9 protein-coding genes are annotated in these 18,664 nt (G+C 67.5%); all 9 read left to right on the top strand.

Going from position 1 to position 18,664, the window contains the following annotated elements:
* The first annotated feature begins 440 nt into the window (after positions 1 to 440).
* The 9 genes from ACFC0D_RS19430 (at position 441) to ACFC0D_RS19390 (ending at position 18,619) form a co-directional block, all read left to right on the top strand.
* Positions 441 to 995, top strand: coding sequence for a GNAT family N-acetyltransferase (locus ACFC0D_RS19430; protein ID WP_376437168.1), 555 nt, complete (start codon positions 441 to 443; stop codon positions 993 to 995).
* A gap of 743 nt (positions 996 to 1,738) precedes the next feature.
* A complete protein-coding gene (locus tag ACFC0D_RS19425; RefSeq protein WP_376437165.1) occupies positions 1,739 to 2,647 on the top strand; it encodes a tyrosine-type recombinase/integrase in 909 nt (302 codons plus the stop codon).
* Positions 2,644 to 2,802, top strand: a complete 159-nt coding sequence (locus ACFC0D_RS19420) for a hypothetical protein (RefSeq protein WP_376437163.1) — start codon at positions 2,644 to 2,646, stop codon at positions 2,800 to 2,802. Before ACFC0D_RS19425 ends, ACFC0D_RS19420 begins: the two co-directional genes overlap by 4 nt.
* Before the next feature lie 2,089 nt (positions 2,803 to 4,891).
* Positions 4,892 to 5,740: a hypothetical protein gene (locus tag ACFC0D_RS19415; protein ID WP_376437161.1), complete on the top strand. Its 849-nt coding sequence runs from the start codon at positions 4,892 to 4,894 to the stop codon at positions 5,738 to 5,740.
* Positions 5,740 to 7,827 carry a CHAT domain-containing protein gene (locus ACFC0D_RS19410; protein ID WP_376437159.1) on the top strand — a complete coding sequence of 696 codons (2,088 nt, stop codon included), beginning with the start codon at positions 5,740 to 5,742 and terminating at the stop codon, positions 7,825 to 7,827. The genes ACFC0D_RS19415 and ACFC0D_RS19410 overlap by 1 nt, the downstream gene beginning before the upstream one ends.
* 11 nt (positions 7,828 to 7,838) lie before the next feature.
* Positions 7,839 to 12,947: a hypothetical protein gene (locus tag ACFC0D_RS19405; RefSeq protein ID WP_376437156.1), complete on the top strand. Its 5,109-nt coding sequence runs from the start codon at positions 7,839 to 7,841 to the stop codon at positions 12,945 to 12,947.
* Between the two features lie 44 nt (positions 12,948 to 12,991).
* On the top strand, positions 12,992 to 14,272 hold the full coding sequence (locus ACFC0D_RS19400) for a hypothetical protein (RefSeq protein ID WP_376437153.1): 1,281 nt from the start codon (positions 12,992 to 12,994) through the stop codon (positions 14,270 to 14,272).
* Between the two features lie 704 nt (positions 14,273 to 14,976).
* A complete protein-coding gene (locus ACFC0D_RS19395) occupies positions 14,977 to 15,741 on the top strand; it encodes a hypothetical protein (protein ID WP_376437150.1) in 765 nt (254 codons plus the stop codon).
* 640 nt (positions 15,742 to 16,381) lie between these two features.
* Positions 16,382 to 18,619: an FG-GAP repeat domain-containing protein gene (locus ACFC0D_RS19390; RefSeq protein ID WP_376437147.1), complete on the top strand. Its 2,238-nt coding sequence runs from the start codon at positions 16,382 to 16,384 to the stop codon at positions 18,617 to 18,619.
* Positions 18,620 to 18,664 lie beyond the last annotated feature (45 nt).

The following is an 18,664-nucleotide window of genomic DNA, read 5'->3' as shown; positions in this document are numbered from 1 at the left end:
CCATCGCGCGCCGAACGCGGTGGGCGAGTTCGTTGCCGTCCAGCACCATCGCGTCGTCCACTCAGCGCAGCGAACCGCTGCTCCATAGCTGTCGGCAGCGCCGCGGCCAGCCGTGCCGGCGGTGCGCGGGGTGGATGGCCAACCGGTACAGGTGGCACCGTCGGCCGTCGGGGCCTTCGGCTCGATGCACGGCGGCGCTGTCCGGGATCCGGTGAAGGCGGACGTGCTGCCGTCGCGGTACCGGCGCCGGGCGGTGGTGCCGCTGTCCGGGCGCTGCCCGTACCGCGGTCCGGCTGGCGGTGCCCGCGGCTGCGGTGAAGGGCCGCTACGGGCGGGAGTGAACTCCCCGTCGGTGCAGCCACAGCCGACCGCGATGTCCAGCAGCCGGTCGCGCTCCAACTCGTCCACCGGACACCGCCCGCTGGTGGCAGACTCATCGGGTGTTTCCATTGCGCCCGTTCGTCCTGTCCGGCCCATGTGTCCGTCTGGAACCGCTGTCCCTTGAGCACGCTGAGGGGTTGTGGTCCGTAGGCGACGACGAGGTCTTCGCCAAGCTGCCGTACGACCGTCCGCCGACGGTGGATGCGATGCGGGAGTGGATCCGGGCCGCACTGAGCCGTGAAGCGCTGCGCCTGCCTTTTGCGGTGCTGGTCGATCGGCAGGTGGCAGGGACCACGTCGTACTGGTACCCGGATCCGGTGCGCAGGCAGGTGGAGATCGGCTCCACATGGCTGGGGCGGGCCTGGTGGGGTGCCGGCATCAACCGGGAGGCGAAGCGTCTCCTGTTGGACCATGCCTTCACTGGGCTGGGCTGCGACAAGGTGATGTTCCGTACGGACCCTGAGAACATCCGGTCGCAACAGGCATTGGAACGTCTGGGAGCGGTGCGCGACGGTGTGGTTCGTCGTGACTGGCCACGCCCGGACGGGACGTGGCGCGACAGCATTTACTACTCGTTGTTGCGTGACGAGTGGGATTCGGCGCGGGGCGGATGACCTTGTTGCGCAAGGTCGTGGCATTGCCCGATCTACGGTTCAGCACGCCGCGTGTGCTGGGCGTGGGCGACTTCGCGATCTGTCGCGTCTAGACCTACTCCACGGTCTTGGCCAGCGTCGAGACCATCGCGTAGGTCGGCCCGGGTTGCTGTTGGTGTGCGCTGTTCGCGTGACTGACGGGAGCGGCTCGTCCGCTGATATCCGTGGCCGTGCCTGACGCAGAGCCGATGGCAATGGCCACGTAGGTCATGGCTGGCGGGCACTTCACCGCTCCGTCCTCGGCTGCAGCCCCGGATCACGATCCGCGTTGCCCGTTGGCCGCGGAGCAGTGCGTGGCGCCGTTGGCGTCCTCGCACGGGACGTGCGGATGGGCCAGGCCGAGAGCGTTTGGGCCTCTCGTGGTTTCTCGCGGGGCGTCAGAGAAGTCAGCGATCGGTCGGCGTGAGGTCTGCAACACCTGGGGACAGCTGACCAGACATGCGAATCGTTGTAGCCTCCGAAGACCGCCTTTGACCTGCAGGAAGCAGGCAGGGAGCAGACATTTCGGGAGTTTCTTCATGTTCCGGACAATGTTCAAGTCCAAGATCTGACTATTTGGGGTTGCCGCAGGTCAGGGGCATCATGTGCCCCCATCAGGTCAGCAAACGGTCAGCACGCGTCCCAGCCGTGTCCCCGCTTGCTGACCATCGACCCGCAGTAGGCGCCTGAGCATGATTCTTGGGCTGGATCGGATGGTTCGCTACATGGCCCGACAGCTCGCCCGCGGCATGGGTTCCTTCTTCAAGGACTGCGGCTGCGCCAAGCCCACCCGCTGCCCTCACCCGTACTCGATCCGTTTCCGTGACGCGCTGGGCAAGCAGCGCGAGGAGTCCGGATACGACACGCAGGACGACGCGATCGAGCGCCTCACACAGCTGTACGCGGAGAAGAAGACCACGGCGCCGTCCGTGGCGGCGGCCCGCCGCGAACTGGGCCAGCTGACGGTCGAGGAGTACGCGAAGCAGTGGCGGCCGCGGCAGCGCCGGATGACGGAGTACTCCACGGGCGAGCACATCGACAGCTCGATCAACGTTCACATTGTCCCGCGCCTGGGATCGCGGACGCTGAACTCGGTCACGCCGATGGTGGTCGAGCGGTTCCTGGACGAGATGGAGAGCGACGGGGTCGGCCGGGGAAATCAGGTAAACATATTCCGGGCCCTGAAGACGATTCTTCGCGACGCGTATGCTAAGGGGGCTATGGCCGACGACCCGGTGAAGGGGGTTCAGGAACCGGAATACGTGCGTGAGCAGGTGGTCATCCCGTCGCTTGCCTACGTAAAGAGGGCGCTGCTTGTCGCCGACGAGGACTTGGCGCTGGAGATCGTCATGATGGCGGGATGCGGCCTGCGGAACGGCGAGGCGCGGGCGGTGAACGTCAACAACGTCGTGGCGCAGGACGTGTACCGGGTGCGTGAGCAGATCCACTCGAACACGCTGAGGCCGGCGAAGCTGAAGCACCGCAAGGTGGGTGAGTTCCGGGAGGTGCCTCTGCCGCGGTCGGTGCGGGAGGCGATTGAGCGGTACGAGGAAAAGCACGGCACCACGAAGGACGGTTACCTGCTGCGGGGCCCGGGCGGCTACTTCACTGAAGGCATGAGCGGCGCCGGGTGAAGAAGCTCTTCGCGAACCTGCCGCCGGAGGAAGGGGTGGGGATGTACGGCTTCCGGCACTACTTCGCCTCGAACGCCGTCGGCAGCGGCATCCCCATTACCGACGTGGCGGAGTGGATGGGGCACAAGTCCATCGAGGAGACGTACCGCACGTAACGGCACCTGATGCCGGGGAGCATCACCAAGGCCGCCCGGATCCTGGATGCTGGACTTTGGGAGGCAGCCAGAGGAGCGGCAGGGAATGTGCTGCCTCCGAGGGCGAGGAGATCTTCTTGAAGTCGTCGCCCACAACGCGCTGACCTGTGCAGATTGCTCTACGAGCAGTGCTGACCTGCGATTTTGCTCGTCTCCGGGGCTTTCGCGGTGATGTCGTCTTGCGTGGTCGATTCTCCCCAGCCGCTCCCCACCGGACATTCATTCTCCCCAGCCGCAGCCCGTTCCTGGCAGCGTTCCTGCGGTCACCTAAGCAGTCGCTGTTAGCTTTGCTCCGGAGCCACGACGCGTCATGTCGCTCGTAGGCTTGCGGAAGGCAACCGAGGCGTCGGATGCGAGCTCCGGAACAAGTCGGCCAAGCGTTGGGGGCAAGGTGCGGGCAGGCGCTCTGGCGGCAGTCGCAGCGGTCGCGCTTCTGGGATCGGGCTGCGCTCGATCGTCTCCGCACAAGGAGCAGGAGCTCTGCCCGCGAGAGGTCGCGGCGCAACCCCTCAAACCACTGAAGAGCGTCGCACTGGCCGAGGATGTCCAGCTGGGCCCCGTGCAATGCGCCGATCCCGAAACAGGCATGTCCTCGGTCGAGGTCAGCGTGACCAACGGCCACCCCCGGCAAGCCGCTTGGTACGAGGTCACGCTGCGCTTCATGACGTCCGACGGCCACGTGTTCGCCACGGATACCACCCGCTTGGACAAGGCAGATGCCGGGAGACGCGTCGCATCTGTCGTGAACGTTGCCCGGCCGCTAGCTGGGCAAGGCATCGCAGCGCAGCTCATCAAGGTCGACCGCCGGCTGGACGAGATGCCTCTCGCCGAAGATGCAAACCCGCCGGCTCCATCGTCCTTGGAAGCTGCGATGCGGGTCTTCGTGCAGGAGGGGCTGGTTCCTGCCCATACACCGTACGGAGTGTGTCCGGCTGGATCGCCGCAGGAGTGGTGGATCGGGGCACAGTCCAACTGCTGGGTCAGACCACGTGTGCTGCCTGCCCCTGCGCCATCCGCACAGGCGCCGAGGTACGGCGGCACTGTTTGCATCGACGGCTGGATATCCCACTCGACGGGGCGAGGAACCTGCTCACACCACGGCGGAATCGCTCACTGACCAAGACTTATCGACCTCGCACCAACTTCTCCAACCAACACTGCAATGCGCGGTCGCCGCCTCTCCGGGCGATGCACTCATTCGGATGACTTCGGCGTGTGCCGCCCAGGCATTCCACCGGTTCCGCCCATTCCGTCGGCTGCAACCGGTCCGCGGAGGCCTGGTAGGACGTAGCGGGTCGCCCGGGTTTCCTGGCTCGTCCAGGGTGCGGCGCGCCCACTTCGCGACTGATGCCCGGTTGCCAGGGCTGGTTGGGCAGGCGGGCGATGCCGACGCAATAAGGCGTCGGCGCTTGGCCCGCTAATTCCTTGGCTCCGGGATGGTGTGCTTGATCTGGTGTCGCTGCAGGTGCAGGCGAATGCGGCGGGATGAATACCCTTCGTCTCCACAGACGCGGTCGAGTCAAGTCCGTTCGCATCCGCCGCCGGTCCGATGACTCGGACTCTGTTCCACTACTGGGACCAACTGCGAGGCATCGCCCCACGGAGTGACCGCACGAGTTGCTCGTGTGATCGCGAACCGGACGGGCCGCGGCTTCGGCCCAAGTTCGGCCGGTGGAGGAGGCTCAGAGCGTCGCTATGCGGCCCCGCCGCCGGCCGTGGACAGACCGGCGGCGGGGCCGCACCAAATGTATAGTAGAGATTAGCTGTTCTGGCACTTCGAGTGATTTCGGCTCCCATGTGAGGATGCTTAGAGTCAGGAAGTGTTGAGCTCGTTCCGCTGGCGTTGGCTTGACGGTGGGCGCCGTTTCTTTGATCAACTATTGCATCTGCGAAAATTGCGCCATGCTCCGATTGATAATCGAAGTATGCGTATATCGGAACAGCGATTGTCCGGCCGTTTGTTGGGTTGGTGAGACGGTGCAAGGCTCACCGTAGTCGCTGGCCCCACCTCGACCGGCCGGATGGATCCGGATGGTTGGGGTGGTGCCTGATGACTGAGACGTACGATCTCTACAGAGATGCGATGAGTGACCCGTGGAGGGGCTGGTGGGTCACCTGGCCTCTGTCGCGTCAGGTGCGGCTCGGCAGCGTGTACGACGTACAGGACGGAGCAGTTCGGACCGCGGGTAGTCTCGCCAAGCGAGGCATCTCTTTGGCCCGCGAGCGCGGCGCTCCTCCTGCAGCGTTCACGTATGACTCGAACGGCGCGGTGACTGTGCGGTTCAAGGCCGCGGGCAGCAGTCCTGATGGATTCGCTGCCCTCGCCGTGGCGGACGCCGGCGCACTGGTCGAATTTCAGCGGAATAACGCGACTCTCGTGGTCTATCAGGGGTTGAGCCAGTTGGGGACGGCTGATGTCAAAAGCCTTGCCGGTGAGCTCGTCAATCAATGGTGGAACGGGAGTTGGACCGCAACGATGCTCGCCGTGACCGAGGTGGTATCCGCTACCAGCGGTACGGTGCTGTCCGCGGCAGGGTCGGGTGCGGCCGCGGAGCTGAAACTGTCGGCGACAGCCGGTCCGGGCGGACCGGCCGCGCTTGGGGATGTGGCGCTCGGCGCGTCAGTGATGCGCTCCAACGCTCTTGGAATCAAGTGGACCGGCTCCGACGTTACCCCGTTCTACCACGTAATTAAGCTGAAAGAGAGCTGGTGGGGCCGGGTGTCGGCCGACTACGGGCCGCGCCAACCGGGCCGTGGTGCTCAGCCTGGCAAGGTGCCCCCGGTCTTGGTCGAGGAGGCGCAGGACGACCCCCACGCCGTCTTGATGATCGCGTCGACGGACGATCAGGCCCCCATCGAAACGGTCCACGACGACCGGGACGAAGCGCGGGAGGCTTGATGACCACTGCGCACTTCCACATCGAGGCAGCCGAGGGCGGGGAGCAGGCAGGCGACAGTTATCACGTCCGACTGCGGATCGAGGGGGGCGCTTCCGAGTCGAGGGAGGCAGTGGCCCCACTGGGGCCCGAGCTGGTCGCGGCCCTTGACCAACCCTCGGATGCCAGTACCGAACCGTTCTCCTCCGCACTGGAACTGGGCACTTCAGAGGCGGCCCGGGAGGGGGTGGGCGACCTGCTGTTCTCTGCCCTGGTAAGCGGCGGGGTAGGTGAACTGTGGCGGAGCGTACGTCCCATCGGTGCTGGGCTCCAGCCTCTGCGGGTGTGCCTGGAAATCGAACCGCGTCCGCTCCGCGTGCTCCCCTGGGAACTGCTTCGACAGGACCACAAGTGGCTCTTCCGCGATCCCAATCTGCTCTGGTCGCGAGGGCGCATCCGAGAGGACGACGGTGCCCAGCGTTCAGCTGAGCAGGGGCCGCTGCGCGTGCTTCTGGTGGTGTGCAACCCCAGCGAGAAGAAACTGCTGGCGGACACCGAACTAGCGCTAGTGGGAGGCGCACTTGGCAGTGCTCCTGGTCGGGCGGACGTCCAGCTTCTTGACGGCCCGACGATGCCCGAACTCTCACACGAGTTCGACCGGCTGCGGCCTCATGTCCTGCACTTCATCGGCCACGGCATGCCGGCGGTGCCGGGTGACCCCGCTGCTCTGCCGTTCAACTGGCTGACGCCAGGCCTTCCGCGTGGGGCTGCCCGGCCGGCTGCCTGGACGCTGACCTCGACGGATATCGAAGAGCTTCTAGGGAGCTGGCAGCCTCCTCTCGTCGTGCTCAACGCTTGCCGCACCACGGCTGATCCGATGGATCGTCTCGGTGGGCTGTCGGATGCGTTCATGGCTGCGGGCGTCGGGATGGTGGTGTCCATGCAGGCGGACGTCGAGTCGGAGGCGGCCGTACAATTCGCCAAGGTGTTCTATAAAGGATTGGCGTGCGCCGATCCGGTGGACCTGTCGGTGGCCAAAGCCCGCCAGGAGCTGCGATTGGAGTTCCTGGATACGGGCGAGTGGGCACTGCCGGTGTTCCACACGCGCCTGGACCCGGCGTCCGCGCTGACCGTCAGTTTCAAACCGTCGGAACAGTCCATCACCAGGCTATGCAGCCGGGGAGGGTTCCGTGACCTGAAATCCTTCCTGGACCGGGCGCCCCAGCGTCGCGACGCGTGGTGGGCGCTCGACGCCTTGGACCAGGCCGACCATCGGTCGCTGCTGGTCGTCACTGGCTTCTCAAGTGCGGGGGAACCCAAGACGGGGAAGACCTGGTTCACCCTCAGCTGCCTTCTGACGTGCTTCCTGCGTGGTCACCGGATCACCTACGTCAACCTCGCCGACGTGCTGAAGCACCCCGATCCCGGCCACGAGGACCGCCAGGTGAAGGCCAAGGAGTGGCTGGACGTGCTGCGCGCGATCCGCGAGGCGTGCGTGGCTCCGGAACAGCCCGAGCCGCTGCCACAGTCCGCGTTCTTCGGATTCAACAACGTGCTCAACTCGCTGCTCGTCAGCCGTCCGGTCCCCGATGCCGGCCCGGCGGCTGGTGCTGCGGCAGGGAGTGGCCTGGACGAGTGGCGCACATTCGATGATGACGTGGGCGTTGCCGATGAGCGAAGGCAGGGGATCTTCCGGGCCTTTCTCGGCGCGCTGAAGGACGCGTCGGGTACCCGTAGCCATGTGGTTGCGCTCGATCAGGCCGAGAACGTCATTGGGGACTCGTTCAGCCAAGTCGTCTACCCCCAGCTGATCAGGCCGATCGCAGAGGGGGAAGTGCCGCCTCTCAAGCTGATCCTGACGGCCGGCAAAGACTGGACCGATGCTTGGCTACCGCCTGCGGACGGCGGAGTGTGGGGGCCGCCTGTGACGCTTGTCGACTTCGAGAAGCGTGAGTTCGTACGCCTCGCCCACGAGTACTGCGAGCGGGTCGGGCTGGATTTCAAGCTCGTCAGGTCCGTGTTCGACGCGCACGGGAGCCTTCCGGGGGAGCGTGTGCCGGTCGAGATCTTCCACCGGATCGCCCGCGCGGTCCGAATGGCCGATCTATAAGGGGGTGGATCGTGAAAGCGCACCTCAACGCCATCATCGATCAGCTCGGATCCGGCGTGAGCCTTACCGAGATCCGCCGGTCGCTGCTCCCGGAAGGGTGGGAGCAACTGCTCCGGGGCTGTGCGGCCGCATCTGTCTTCGACGGTGAGATCTTCGATGGCCTGCTGCGCCCGCTGGCCGGATCTGGCGCACCCCCGCTGTCCGAGCTGGTTGACCTGGGTTTGATCGAAAATGTTGCCAATCGGCCGGACCTGTATCGACTGCATGATGACGAGCGAGGCGCCTACATGCAGGGCTGGCTGGTCGGATGGAAGGGCGGCGCACCTCCCGATGATTTGGTTGCTCTCGAGCATAAGCTCGCCGACCTCTCCCGCGAGAGGCGGGACCACATAGAAGAGTTGCGGCACCTGCTGGTGGCGAACAGCGAGCAGGCTCGGAACCTGTTCGAGAAGCTGTTCACCGAGGCCAGCGGCCGTCGCGACTTTCCACGCTGTCAGGATCTGCTGGACGTACTCGCTGATCCGGACCGGGTCACCCTGTCCGGCCCGGAGATCGCCCGGTTGCGGCTGGACCGTGCGGGGTATGTGCGCGCGCAGAGCCACTGGGCGGTGGACTATGCCCGGTGCGCGCAGTACCTCTCGCCACCAGGCCTGCGCGAGCACGCCGACGCCTTGCTGGCCGGCTCCGGCAGTAAGGTCTGGCAGGTATTCGCCTCGCCCGGCATGGGTAAGACCATGCGGCTGCGATGGCTGGTCACGCGCCACTGCATCTCGGCCGAGCGGGACGTTCCTTGTGCCCGGATCGACTTCGACCTTGTCTCTGTTGCGAATATCGGGCGCCATCCCTGGCTGGTCCTGCTGGAGGCGGCCGCTCAGTTCGACTACCGCTGGTCGCAGCGGAGCTTCGGGAAACTGGATGAGTACGCGTCGTTCCGCAGTCTGCTCGACCGGCTGCCGTCCACGCTCGCCGAGACAGCGGCCCAGAGCATCGACACCCTGGATCCCGGCGGGCTGGAGCAGACCATCACCGACGTCTTCGTCAGCCGCTTCAACGATGCCGCTGCGGACGGGCCGGCGCTGCTCGTCGTCGACACACTCGAGGAGCTCCTGTTGCGCGGGAACCAGGAGGCCGACCGGCTCCTGCGGCTGCTCGGCCGCGTGCGACAAGCGTGCCCCGGCCTCCGGTTGGTCCTCGCCGGGCGCTACGACCTCCGCGAGCGCGTACCCGACGCGTTGGAGTCCCTGGGTGAGGTCGACCATGTGCGGGTCGACCCTTTCACGCCCCAGGAAGCGGAGATCTACCTGCGGGACATGCGCGGCATCGCCGATGCCGAGAAGCGCGAGGTGGCCCGGCGTCGCGCCAACGGTCGGCCGCTCACGCTCGCGGTGTTCGCGGACGCCATCGAGCAGGATCCCACCCTCCGTCCGGACGAACTCGCGGCGTGCCCGAATCCCGCGATGCCGCTCCTGATAGACCGGGTAGTACGTCGGATCGACGATCACGCCGTGCGCTGGCTGCTGAGATACGGAGTCGTACCCCGGCGCCTGCGGGAGCAGGATCTGCGCACGGTGATGCGTACCTTCCTGGTACGGAACATGGCGCGACCGAACGCGAGTGACGACCCCGGGCGCGATCTCCATGGTCTACCGGGCGAAGAGGCATTCCCGTTCACGACGCCCCCCGACAGCGACGCCGCGCTGCACGAGGCCTGGCTGCGATTGCTGACCTACGTCGGCAGTTCCTCCTGGGTTTCGCAGGCGCCCGGTGACCCTTCCGCCGTCATCTTCCACCCTGACGTGCTCGGCCCGCTGCGCCAGCTCGTCTCGGACCAGCGCGTCTACCACGAGCTGCACGAAGCGTTCGCCCGTCACTTCGAACTTCTCGCCGCGGAAGACCCCGAGCAGTGGGTGGCGTACACGCGGGAGGCTTTGTACCACCGGTTCCAGATGGCCGACCCGGGTGCGGGCGACGCCTGGCGCACCGCGCTGCGCCGGGCCCGGGACGCAGGAGCGCTCGACGACCTCCACGAGATCGCCACCGAAGTCATGGGCCCCGACTACGTGGAGGACGGCGAGCCGTTGCGCACCAGGGACGGGCGCCGATTGATCTCGTACGGTGATCTGGCCGATGCCTATGTGCAGGAGGCTTACGTCTGGAGCCGGCGGGCCCTTCACGACCGGGCCGGCCTCTCGGATCCACACTGGGCCGAGGCGGAGTACGCCCTGAACCACGTGGAACGGCTCCGTCTGCGCGCACCGGGCTCGATACCTGTGTCCGGACAGGAGAGCGCACTGCAGGCCGCCATGCTCACCGTCGAGGGCCGGGCCGAAGAGGCTGCGATGCTTGCCGAGGCGGCCCTCGCCGCGGTCGGCGAAGGTGAGCAGGCCGACCTGCTGCGTGTCCTCGGAGACTGCAGGGCGGCGGTCGGTGATCCATCCGCGAGCGAGGTGTACGCACGGGCCTTCGAGCTGACCGTGGCCGCAGGCCGGTTCCGGCAGGCGGGCGACATCGCCCTCGCGTACGCCAGGGATCGGGAACGGCACGGGCGGCTGGACGAGGCACTCATCTGGTCGGAGCGAGCAGCGGGACTTGCCGCGGGGACGGCGGACGCGGACGCCGCGAGGCTGCTGAACGGCCGGCTGCTGCTGCGTTGCTACCGGCCCGCGGCCGCCCTGCACTCACTTGCCCGATCCGGGTGGGCGACCGCGGACCACGCCGCCGAGGTCGCGCTGGTGCGCGCCGAGGCCGAGTTGCTCCTCGGCCGGGGGACTCGGGCCCTGACGGCCCTTGACGAGGCCTCCGGCCTCGCCGAGAACGTTCTCGGCCTCTCCCGCTTCCGTCTGGAGGCCTGTGCACACCAACTGCGCGGGGTGGTGCTGGGGGAGCTGCTCGCCGTCGACGAAGCCGATCTGCGTTTCCGCCAGGCAGCGAGCATGTGGCAGGAGTTCGGATTCCGCTCCGGCCATCCCGAATGCCTCTTCCTGCACGCCCGATTCCTGATCCGCGATGTCGGAGATCTCAATGAGGCGGCGGGACTGCTGAACATGGCTCGCATCCTTCCGGAGAACACCTCAGGCCGATGGATCACGTCCGACAACGAGTTCGTGATCCGCACCGACCTTCTGGCGGAGGAGCTGGCCACTGCCCGAGGAACGCGCTCTGCCGGGCACACGCACGTCGAGCCTCCGGGCACCGCCGGGGATACGGGCCCGAGGCCGGACCGGGACGTGCCACCGACGATCACAGCGATTCGCGTGGTGCACCAGTTGGTCGAGTCCTGGTGGCGCCACAACGAACTGGTTCCCGTCCTCGCAGATGCGCTCGCCGCCCTGGAGCCTCCGTCCGCTCGGCTCTTCGTGCTGGAGGAGCTTCGGCGCTGCCCGACGCCGAGGGGCGCCTCAGAGGCGGCGGTGGCACCACTACGGCGCGTCCTCACCACGCCGGACCGGACCGCACACGACGCCGAGTACGAACCCGCGGACGACGCCCTGCACCGTGCCCTCCTGGGCGAAATCGACCGACTGGCCGGGGCGCGTGACCGGGCGATGCAGGCGGTGGACGGGATCACCGCTGCTGCGGAGTGGGACGCCGAACTGGCCCGGTGGCGTTGGCTCCAGGCCATGGCCCGCCTCGGTGGCGCGTTGAATCCCGCTGACGCGGCGGTGGGTGCCGTCAGCTCCGATCGTCCTCCGCTGCTTCACGCGGCCGGTCTGCTGCTGACGGCCACATCTCCGCCGTCCAGCGCCGAACGCGGTGTCTCGATCCCCCTGCTCGTGGAGGCCATCAAGGCATGCAGGCTCGTGGGCCGGCCGACCCGCTGGGCGGCTGACGTGCTGCACACCTACGCCATGGTCGCGGACGAGGAGGCGGCCTACACGGAAGCCAGCCACCTCTACCGGCGCCTCGGTCAGAAGCAGGAGCCGGAATCCACCATAGACGGGAGGCTGCTGATCGCCGACCGCCACGGTGAGGAGGCTGTGCAGCTGACGGCTCCACGCGAGCTGCCGGTGGGCGACCTGGAAGCGTTGCAGCGGCTGCTGCTCGTCGAGGACGGGCTTGCTGTGGTGCGCGCTCTTCAGGAGGCTCTTCCGGACGCCTTCCGAAAATCGGCTGGGCACGGCACCACCGCGCTGCGCCTGGAGTCGGACGATCCGAACATCCAGGCCCTGCCCTGGGAGCTCGCCCTTTCCGGCCTTGCCGAAGCTGAAGCTCCGCGAACTCTCTTCGCATACCGCAGTCTGCCGGCCGCCGCCGCAGGAGCCGATATCCGCTACGTCCAGGCGGCACTGCGCGGCTCCGTCGACCCGGATCTGCCCGTCGACGGTATCCTCGGCCCACGGACCAGGCTGGCCATCGCCCGACTGACCGCTTCGCTGGGCCTGGATGAGTCGGCGCCGATCGAGCGCGGCACTCTGGAGCGACTGGCGCGCGGGCGGCCGCGGTTGCGGACGGAACAACAGCCGCTGGCCGTGATCGTAAGGCCCTCGTCGGCCATCCAGTCCCAGTCTCGGGGGAGTCACGAGGCCTTCGGGGTGGACGTGGCCGACATCTACGCTTCCCACGGGTTCGACATCCGGAGTGTCGGGTCGGTGCACCTGGACAGGCCCAATCCATGGGTTCCCCGCGCCTCGGTGGTGCATGTCACGGCGCCGCTGGAGGCCATTGGTCGTTCCCCGTACCTCGACCTGTCGCCCTCGTACTCGGAGTCGCGGTTCGAGCTGAAGTCGCGCGGGGCCGACCTCTCGGCAGGGTCTCTCGCAGGCTGGCTGGGGATGATGGAGCCGGGCAGTTCCCCGCTGGTGGTGCTCGATCCGCCCTTCCCCGGGTCGTCGGCGGACATTCCCGAGCAGCTGCTGCGGCGCAACCTGTTTGCCGCGCAGTTCTTCACGGAACTTCCCACAGCGGCCGTCCTCTGTATGGGATTGAGCATGTACGAGACATACCCGGCCGTGGACCACTTGGCCGAAGGTGTGGCGGAAGGGCGGTCGTTGGCGGCGATGGTGGCCGGTCTGCGCGCTCGATCGGCTCGGGACAGCGCGGCCGGGCCGGGCCGTCCGGACTGGCTGGCGGCCCGGGCGATAGCTCTGTTCGCCGCACCGACCACCTACACGCTGCCATGACTGGCTCAACGTACGAAGAACGCCGCAGGGTCGAACTCGACCACGTGATCGCGAGCCTGCGGGGCGATCTCGAGCACTGGGAGGCCGACGTTCAGGAGAACGGGCCGCTGGAGAAGCACTTCACACAGGTGCACCGACTGGCGCTCCAATTGACCACGACCATCGAGGATCTGGCCGGCCTGCTGGATTCCGGTGGAGCTGTCGCCGATCTGGCCGAGCAGGTACTCGACCTGCACCATGTGTGGGACTTCTTCCGCAGCAAACTGGTGCTGCGCTGCATGCCCGCCTATCGCGACTTCCTGGACGCGGCGGATGAACTGGCCTGGTCTTGCTACAAGCCTGCGCTGGACCCGGTTGGCACGGCGCTCAAGCTACCACCGTTGGTCTTTCTCAATCGGAACGTTGCCCCGTTCGCCGTAGCGCGCGGCAGCGACTACCGAAGTCTGCTGCCACGTGACATCTACACCCTCGTCGGCCGAGACGCCGTCCGACAGCTCCCGTTCCCGATCATCGGGGTGCCGTGGCACCAGAGCGAGCATCTGCCCGGCACGCTCGCCGTTGCGCATGAGGTCGGACACCACATCGAGGACGACTGTCGGCTTTCCGAGGAGCTGAGAGCACGATTGCGGGGAAGCGGGTTGCAGCCGGAGCGTGTCCAGGTCTGGGAGACCTGGCTGGGCGAAGCCTTCGCTGACGTCTGCGCGTGTCTGGCCTGCGGACCGGCCTACGCGCTGACGCTCGCTGATGCCATGGAGGCCAACGGGTCGGCGGGAGCTGGGTCCGACCGTTACCCGCCGGCGCAGGTTCGGGTGCAGATCTGCGAGGCGACGCTCGGGAAGACCGGCCGAGCGGGCTCCGCGGCGGCAGACCCCTTCAGGCGTGGCCGGTTCCGCTCCTCGGGGCAGTCGGGAAGCGTCCACGATGCGGGGGGCGAGGCGGCCCTCGTCGTGGACGCCTGGATGACGGGTGGCTACCCGGGACTCCCCGGCAAGGCCCTATCGGTGCTCAGCTGCCCTGATGCGCAGGATCCGACGCTCGGTGCCGCGAAGTTCCTTCAGGGCCTGCCATCGGGTGCGCGCGATGCGCGCGCGGTGCTGGCGGCAGCTGCCACGGCGTTCCTCGAGGACCCGATCAAGTACGACACACTTCAAGTGGGTCCGGTGGCGATTAGCGAAGTATTGGCCCTGCGGCCCAAGGGGCTCAGGCGTGACCTTGCCGACCTGCATGCGACTGACGAGCGGGACATTGCGGCCGGTCACACGCTGACCAGCCTGCTGTCCAAGTCGCGTGCAACCGCTGACAGCGCTCGGCCCGGGCAAGACTGACGGCACCTGTCGCCGGGGATGGTGACCCTGGCGGCGCGGAATGCTGGCAGAGGGAAGTGCGTGCAGGACGGGATCCTCTTGTCGCTGAGCGGCACGATCTACTCTCACAGCTTCCAGGCGTTGGTGCAGCCCTCATGCCACCGGTCGTCTAAGTACTTGTAGTCGCGGACTGCTTGACGGTGCGGTAGGTCATGCCGAGCGTCCGCTGGACCGAGCGCGGGCTGTGTCCTGCTTCTAGCAGGGAGTGGACGGCGGCGTGCCGGGCCTGGGCGCGGTCGGAGAACCGGTGTCCTCGCGGCCATGGGGAAGCGGCCGGGTCCGCGGCCGGAATGAATTGTTCGCTCCGAAACCAGAATCGACGGAAGAAACCCCTCGACCGACGCGACGGACCCGCCTCCCCGTAGAGCACGTGACAGAAGTGTCGCGATGGGGAGGGACCGGAGGGATGGCCGGGCGGATTTCAAGGCAGTGCATACGGAGAGGTGTGGTGGCCACGGCGGTCGCCGCGACGGCCATGGCGGCGCTGACCGGTGCACAGGCAGCGGGCCTCGTGGCGCGGCATGAACGGGAGGCCTCGTGTACTCCTCACGCACGCGGCCCGGCCGCTGCGCGCTGAACGGGCGGCGCGGCAGCCGAACGAGCCCGCTACCCCGGAGCCCCAGCCGACCTCCCGGACGGGCGTTCGCCCAGGCCGGCTCGGCGCGGTGCTCGCCATCCTGGTCGTACTCGGCGTGGTGGCCACCGCCATGCTCGGCTGGAAGTACCGAGAGGCGGAACGCACGGCCCAGGCACGCACGGCCGCGCTCACCGCGGCACACAAGGCCGCCCCGACCATCCTGTCGCACGACTACCGCCACCTAGACCGCGACTTCGCCGCGGCGCGCTCCCACCTCACGGGCCCGTTTCTCGACCAGTACGGCAAGACCACCACGACCGCGGTCGCCCCCACAGCCAAGCAGTACCGCGGTGTGGTCAAGGCCACGGTCGCGAAGCCCCCGAGCGGCGACGCCGCCCTGACGGCGTCGGTGGTGTCGGCCTCCGCGGACGAGGTCGTCGTCCTGCTCTTCATGAACCAGCTCGCCACCAGCACCCAGGTCTCCACCCCGCGCCTCGACCTCAACCGTGTGCGGATGACCCTCGTCCGCGGTCCGCAGGGGTGGAAGGTCAGCGCTCTGAGTGCCGCCTCCGGGTCAGCAAATGGTCAGCATCGGGCCGGACAGTGTCCGGGCTTGCTGACCTGCACCCCGGTGGGATGCAGTCCTTCTTCAAGGACTGCGCCAAGCCGACCCGTTGCCCGTGCCCCTCACGATGCGGTCCGGACCGCCATTCCACACGGACGGGCGGCGAAGCTGAAGCATCGCAAGGCGGGAGAGTCCCGGGAGGTGCCTCTGCCGCAGCTCGGTGCGGGAGGCGATGGAGCGGTTCGTGGAGAAGCGCGGCACGACGAAGGACGGTCATCTCCTGCGTAGTCCGAGCGGCCTACGCGGAGCCGATGGAATTGCCGTCGCTGTCCTGTGCGGTGATCCGGTACGAGGCGAAGCCCGCCGCGTCCGGCATCTTGGCCACGGACGCGCTGTGGTCGCCGATGCGAGCGACCGGGACCGTCTCGTAGGTCTGCTCGACCGCCTATTGTTCCGGGACCAGATGAAGTCCGGGGCTGCCGGGCGCGTTGAACGATTTGCAGGTCGATGCGGAGAGTGGCTCCGTGCTCGACGCAGCGCGTACCTGGCGCATCGTCAGGTATGTCAGCATCAGTTCCCGAACATCCTGAAAGGCTGCCCGAACAGGTGCCTGGTCGGTGGCGCCACAACGGCCTGGTTGGTTCGGAAGCCCAGGCAGGGGGCCCTATCCCCAATGAGAAGCGATGTCCTTCACAATCATCGACTTCGACGCGTGCCCGTGTAGAGAAGCCCGCTCTCCTTGCGCTCCCGTCCGTGGACGCACTCGACGCTGACGTCGACGGTTCCTCGGACGAGGTGGGCACCCGCCGCCAGATGTTGGAGGCCGTCCCCTGGAAATCCGCATGCGTACCGTACAACCTTTTCCTTGATCGAGAGTCTGACCGTGCGTTATGCATGGTGTGTCTGGTCTTCCTGAGGAGAACACACTTTGTCCCACGCACGTCCCGCCCGTAGGCAGCTGGCCGCAGCCGTTGTTACCGTGCTCGCCGTCACCGTGGGCTCGACCGCGCTGGCCGCCCCGGCGATCGCCGTACCGGTTACCGAGGGCACGACGGGGGCGGCCGCGACCACGACGAGCGTCGCGCCGTTCCCGAAGAACAGCACCATCATCGGCGCGGGTGCCACGGGCTATCTGGCCCTGACGAAGACCGCGCCCACTGGTGAGGAGCCTTACTCCCAGACGCGGTACTGGGTTCCGGCGGACGGATCTGCTGCCACGGAAATCAATTGGTCCGCCAAGGTCGAGAGCACCGGCTCGGGCGACATCGTGGCCTCCAACTGGGCTACTGGTGCTGACCTTACCGACATGGCGACCGGCCAGAAGCTGGCCTCGGTGTCCCTTGGCGGTGAGACCGAGACCGAGACCGCGTACGCGGGAGCTGCGGGCAACGCGCTGTTCACCACCCTATTCAACGAGGACGGGGACTGGATCACCCAGATGCACAGCACGACCAGCGGGTCGGCCAAGATGACGGCCGGTCTTCCTGGGGAGGCTTATGGCGTCAGGGTTACGCCCGGAACGGCCGACCACGCCCTGCTGACCTACAGCACCCAGACGGGCACGTCGTACACGAAGTACGCGGCCACGCTCGACCTCGCCGCCAACACGGTGACGGAGACGTACGAACTCCCCAAGACCCATGGTGACCTCGCCGTCTCGGCGACGCACTTCGCCTGGGTCGAGTACGATGCGGCGGCCAACGTCACGGTGGTGGTAGTCGACCGCGCGACCAAGGCAGCGCAGAAGTTCAAGGCCGGCACCGCCGGAGGGCGCGACGTCGAGGTCGGTCTGGTCGGCGACTGGGTCACCTACGGCACGCGCAGCGGACTTGAATCCTGGGCGCCGGACGCGTTGAACGCCCTGACCGCGCGCAGCCTGAAGGACGGGACCACCACCCGCAAGCTCCTCGACCACACCCTCACGGCCGCTGTCGCACCCGACGGTGCCCAGGTCGTGCGCGGCGGCACGGTCGAGCAGGGCGAGGGCCTCTACCGGATCGCCCCCAGCGCCGACGGTAGCCCGGCCGCCACGCTCGTCGCGAGCAGCGGCGAGTCCACCAAGGTCGCCCTGCTGGGCTCCAAGGTCCCCGCCGTGATCGACCTTGACCAGAACCGCGGCCAGGCACAACTCGATTGGACGCTGTCCCGGTTCAACGTGCGGGCCATCGTCACCCTGCGCCACGTCCGGACCGGCAAGATCATCTCCCAGGAAGTCATCCGGCCGACGGACGCGGTCGTGCACTTCGACTGGAAGGGCGATCTCGGCCACCAGTACGAAACTGCGTACAACGGCGACTACACCTGGAAGATCAGCGCCGAGCCCCTGAACGGCATCGGTCCGGTCCTGACCTCCTCCGGCACGTTCAAGGTCGTCCGCAAGCCCGCACCGCACGACTACAACGACAACGGCACCCCCGACGTGCTCCTGCGCGATGGGTCGGGCCGGCTGTGGCGCGCCGATTCTCACTTCGCCTACTACAACCCCTGGCTGGCGTCGGCGGAGCAGAAGCTCATCGGCAGCGGCTGGAACATCTACAACCAGATTGAGGCCACGGGAAACATCGCCGGCGCCGCCCATGCGGACATCGTTGCCCGGGACAAGGACGGCGTCCTGTGGCACTTCCTCGGCAAGGGTGATGGCACCTTCGCCGGCCGGTACAAGATCAGCTCGGGCTGGGGCGGCTACACCAAGATCGCCGCGGGCAGTGACCTCAACGGCGACGGGAAGCCCGACCTCGTGGCCACCGACGCCGCGGGTGCCATGTGGCTCTACAAGGGCACCGGCAGCTGGCGGACGCCGTACACGACCCGCGTGAAGATCGGTACGGGCTGGCAGGGCTACAACCTGATCACGGCCACCGGCAACATCGCCGGAGCGACAGCTGGAGACCTCGTCGCCCGCGACACCGCCGGCGTCCTCTGGCTCCACCTCGGCAAGGGCGACGGCACCTTCGCACCGCGCATCAGGATCGGCGCCGGATGGGGCGGCTACAGCCACATCGTCGGCGTCGGCGACGCCGACCGCGACGGCCGACCCGACCTGTTCGCCACCAACGCCGGCGACACCAACACGTACCTGCACAAGGGCACGGGAAGCTGGAGCACCCCCTTCGGCCAGCGGCAGGCCACCAGCCTGCCCAACAACAGGCCCACCTCCGTGGCCTAATCCGCGAGCACACGAGCCCCGGGGCGGGACGTGGTGTCCACGTCC

Origin of the sequence: Streptomyces sp. NPDC056222 (assembly GCF_042264065.1) — a bacterium.
Lineage (GTDB): Bacteria > Actinomycetota > Actinomycetes > Streptomycetales > Streptomycetaceae > Streptomyces.
This window is presented reverse-complemented; position numbering and strand designations above follow the sequence as displayed.

Excerpts from the sequence above, each read along its gene's own strand:
- ACFC0D_RS19415 (WP_376437161.1), top strand. The coding sequence starts at position 4,892 with ATGACTGAGACGTACGATCTCTACAGAGATGCGATGAGTGACCCGTGG.
- ACFC0D_RS19425 (WP_376437165.1), top strand. The coding sequence starts at position 1,739 with ATGGCCCGACAGCTCGCCCGCGGCATGGGTTCCTTCTTCAAGGACTGC.
- ACFC0D_RS19410 (WP_376437159.1), top strand. The coding sequence starts at position 5,740 with ATGACCACTGCGCACTTCCACATCGAGGCAGCCGAGGGCGGGGAGCAG.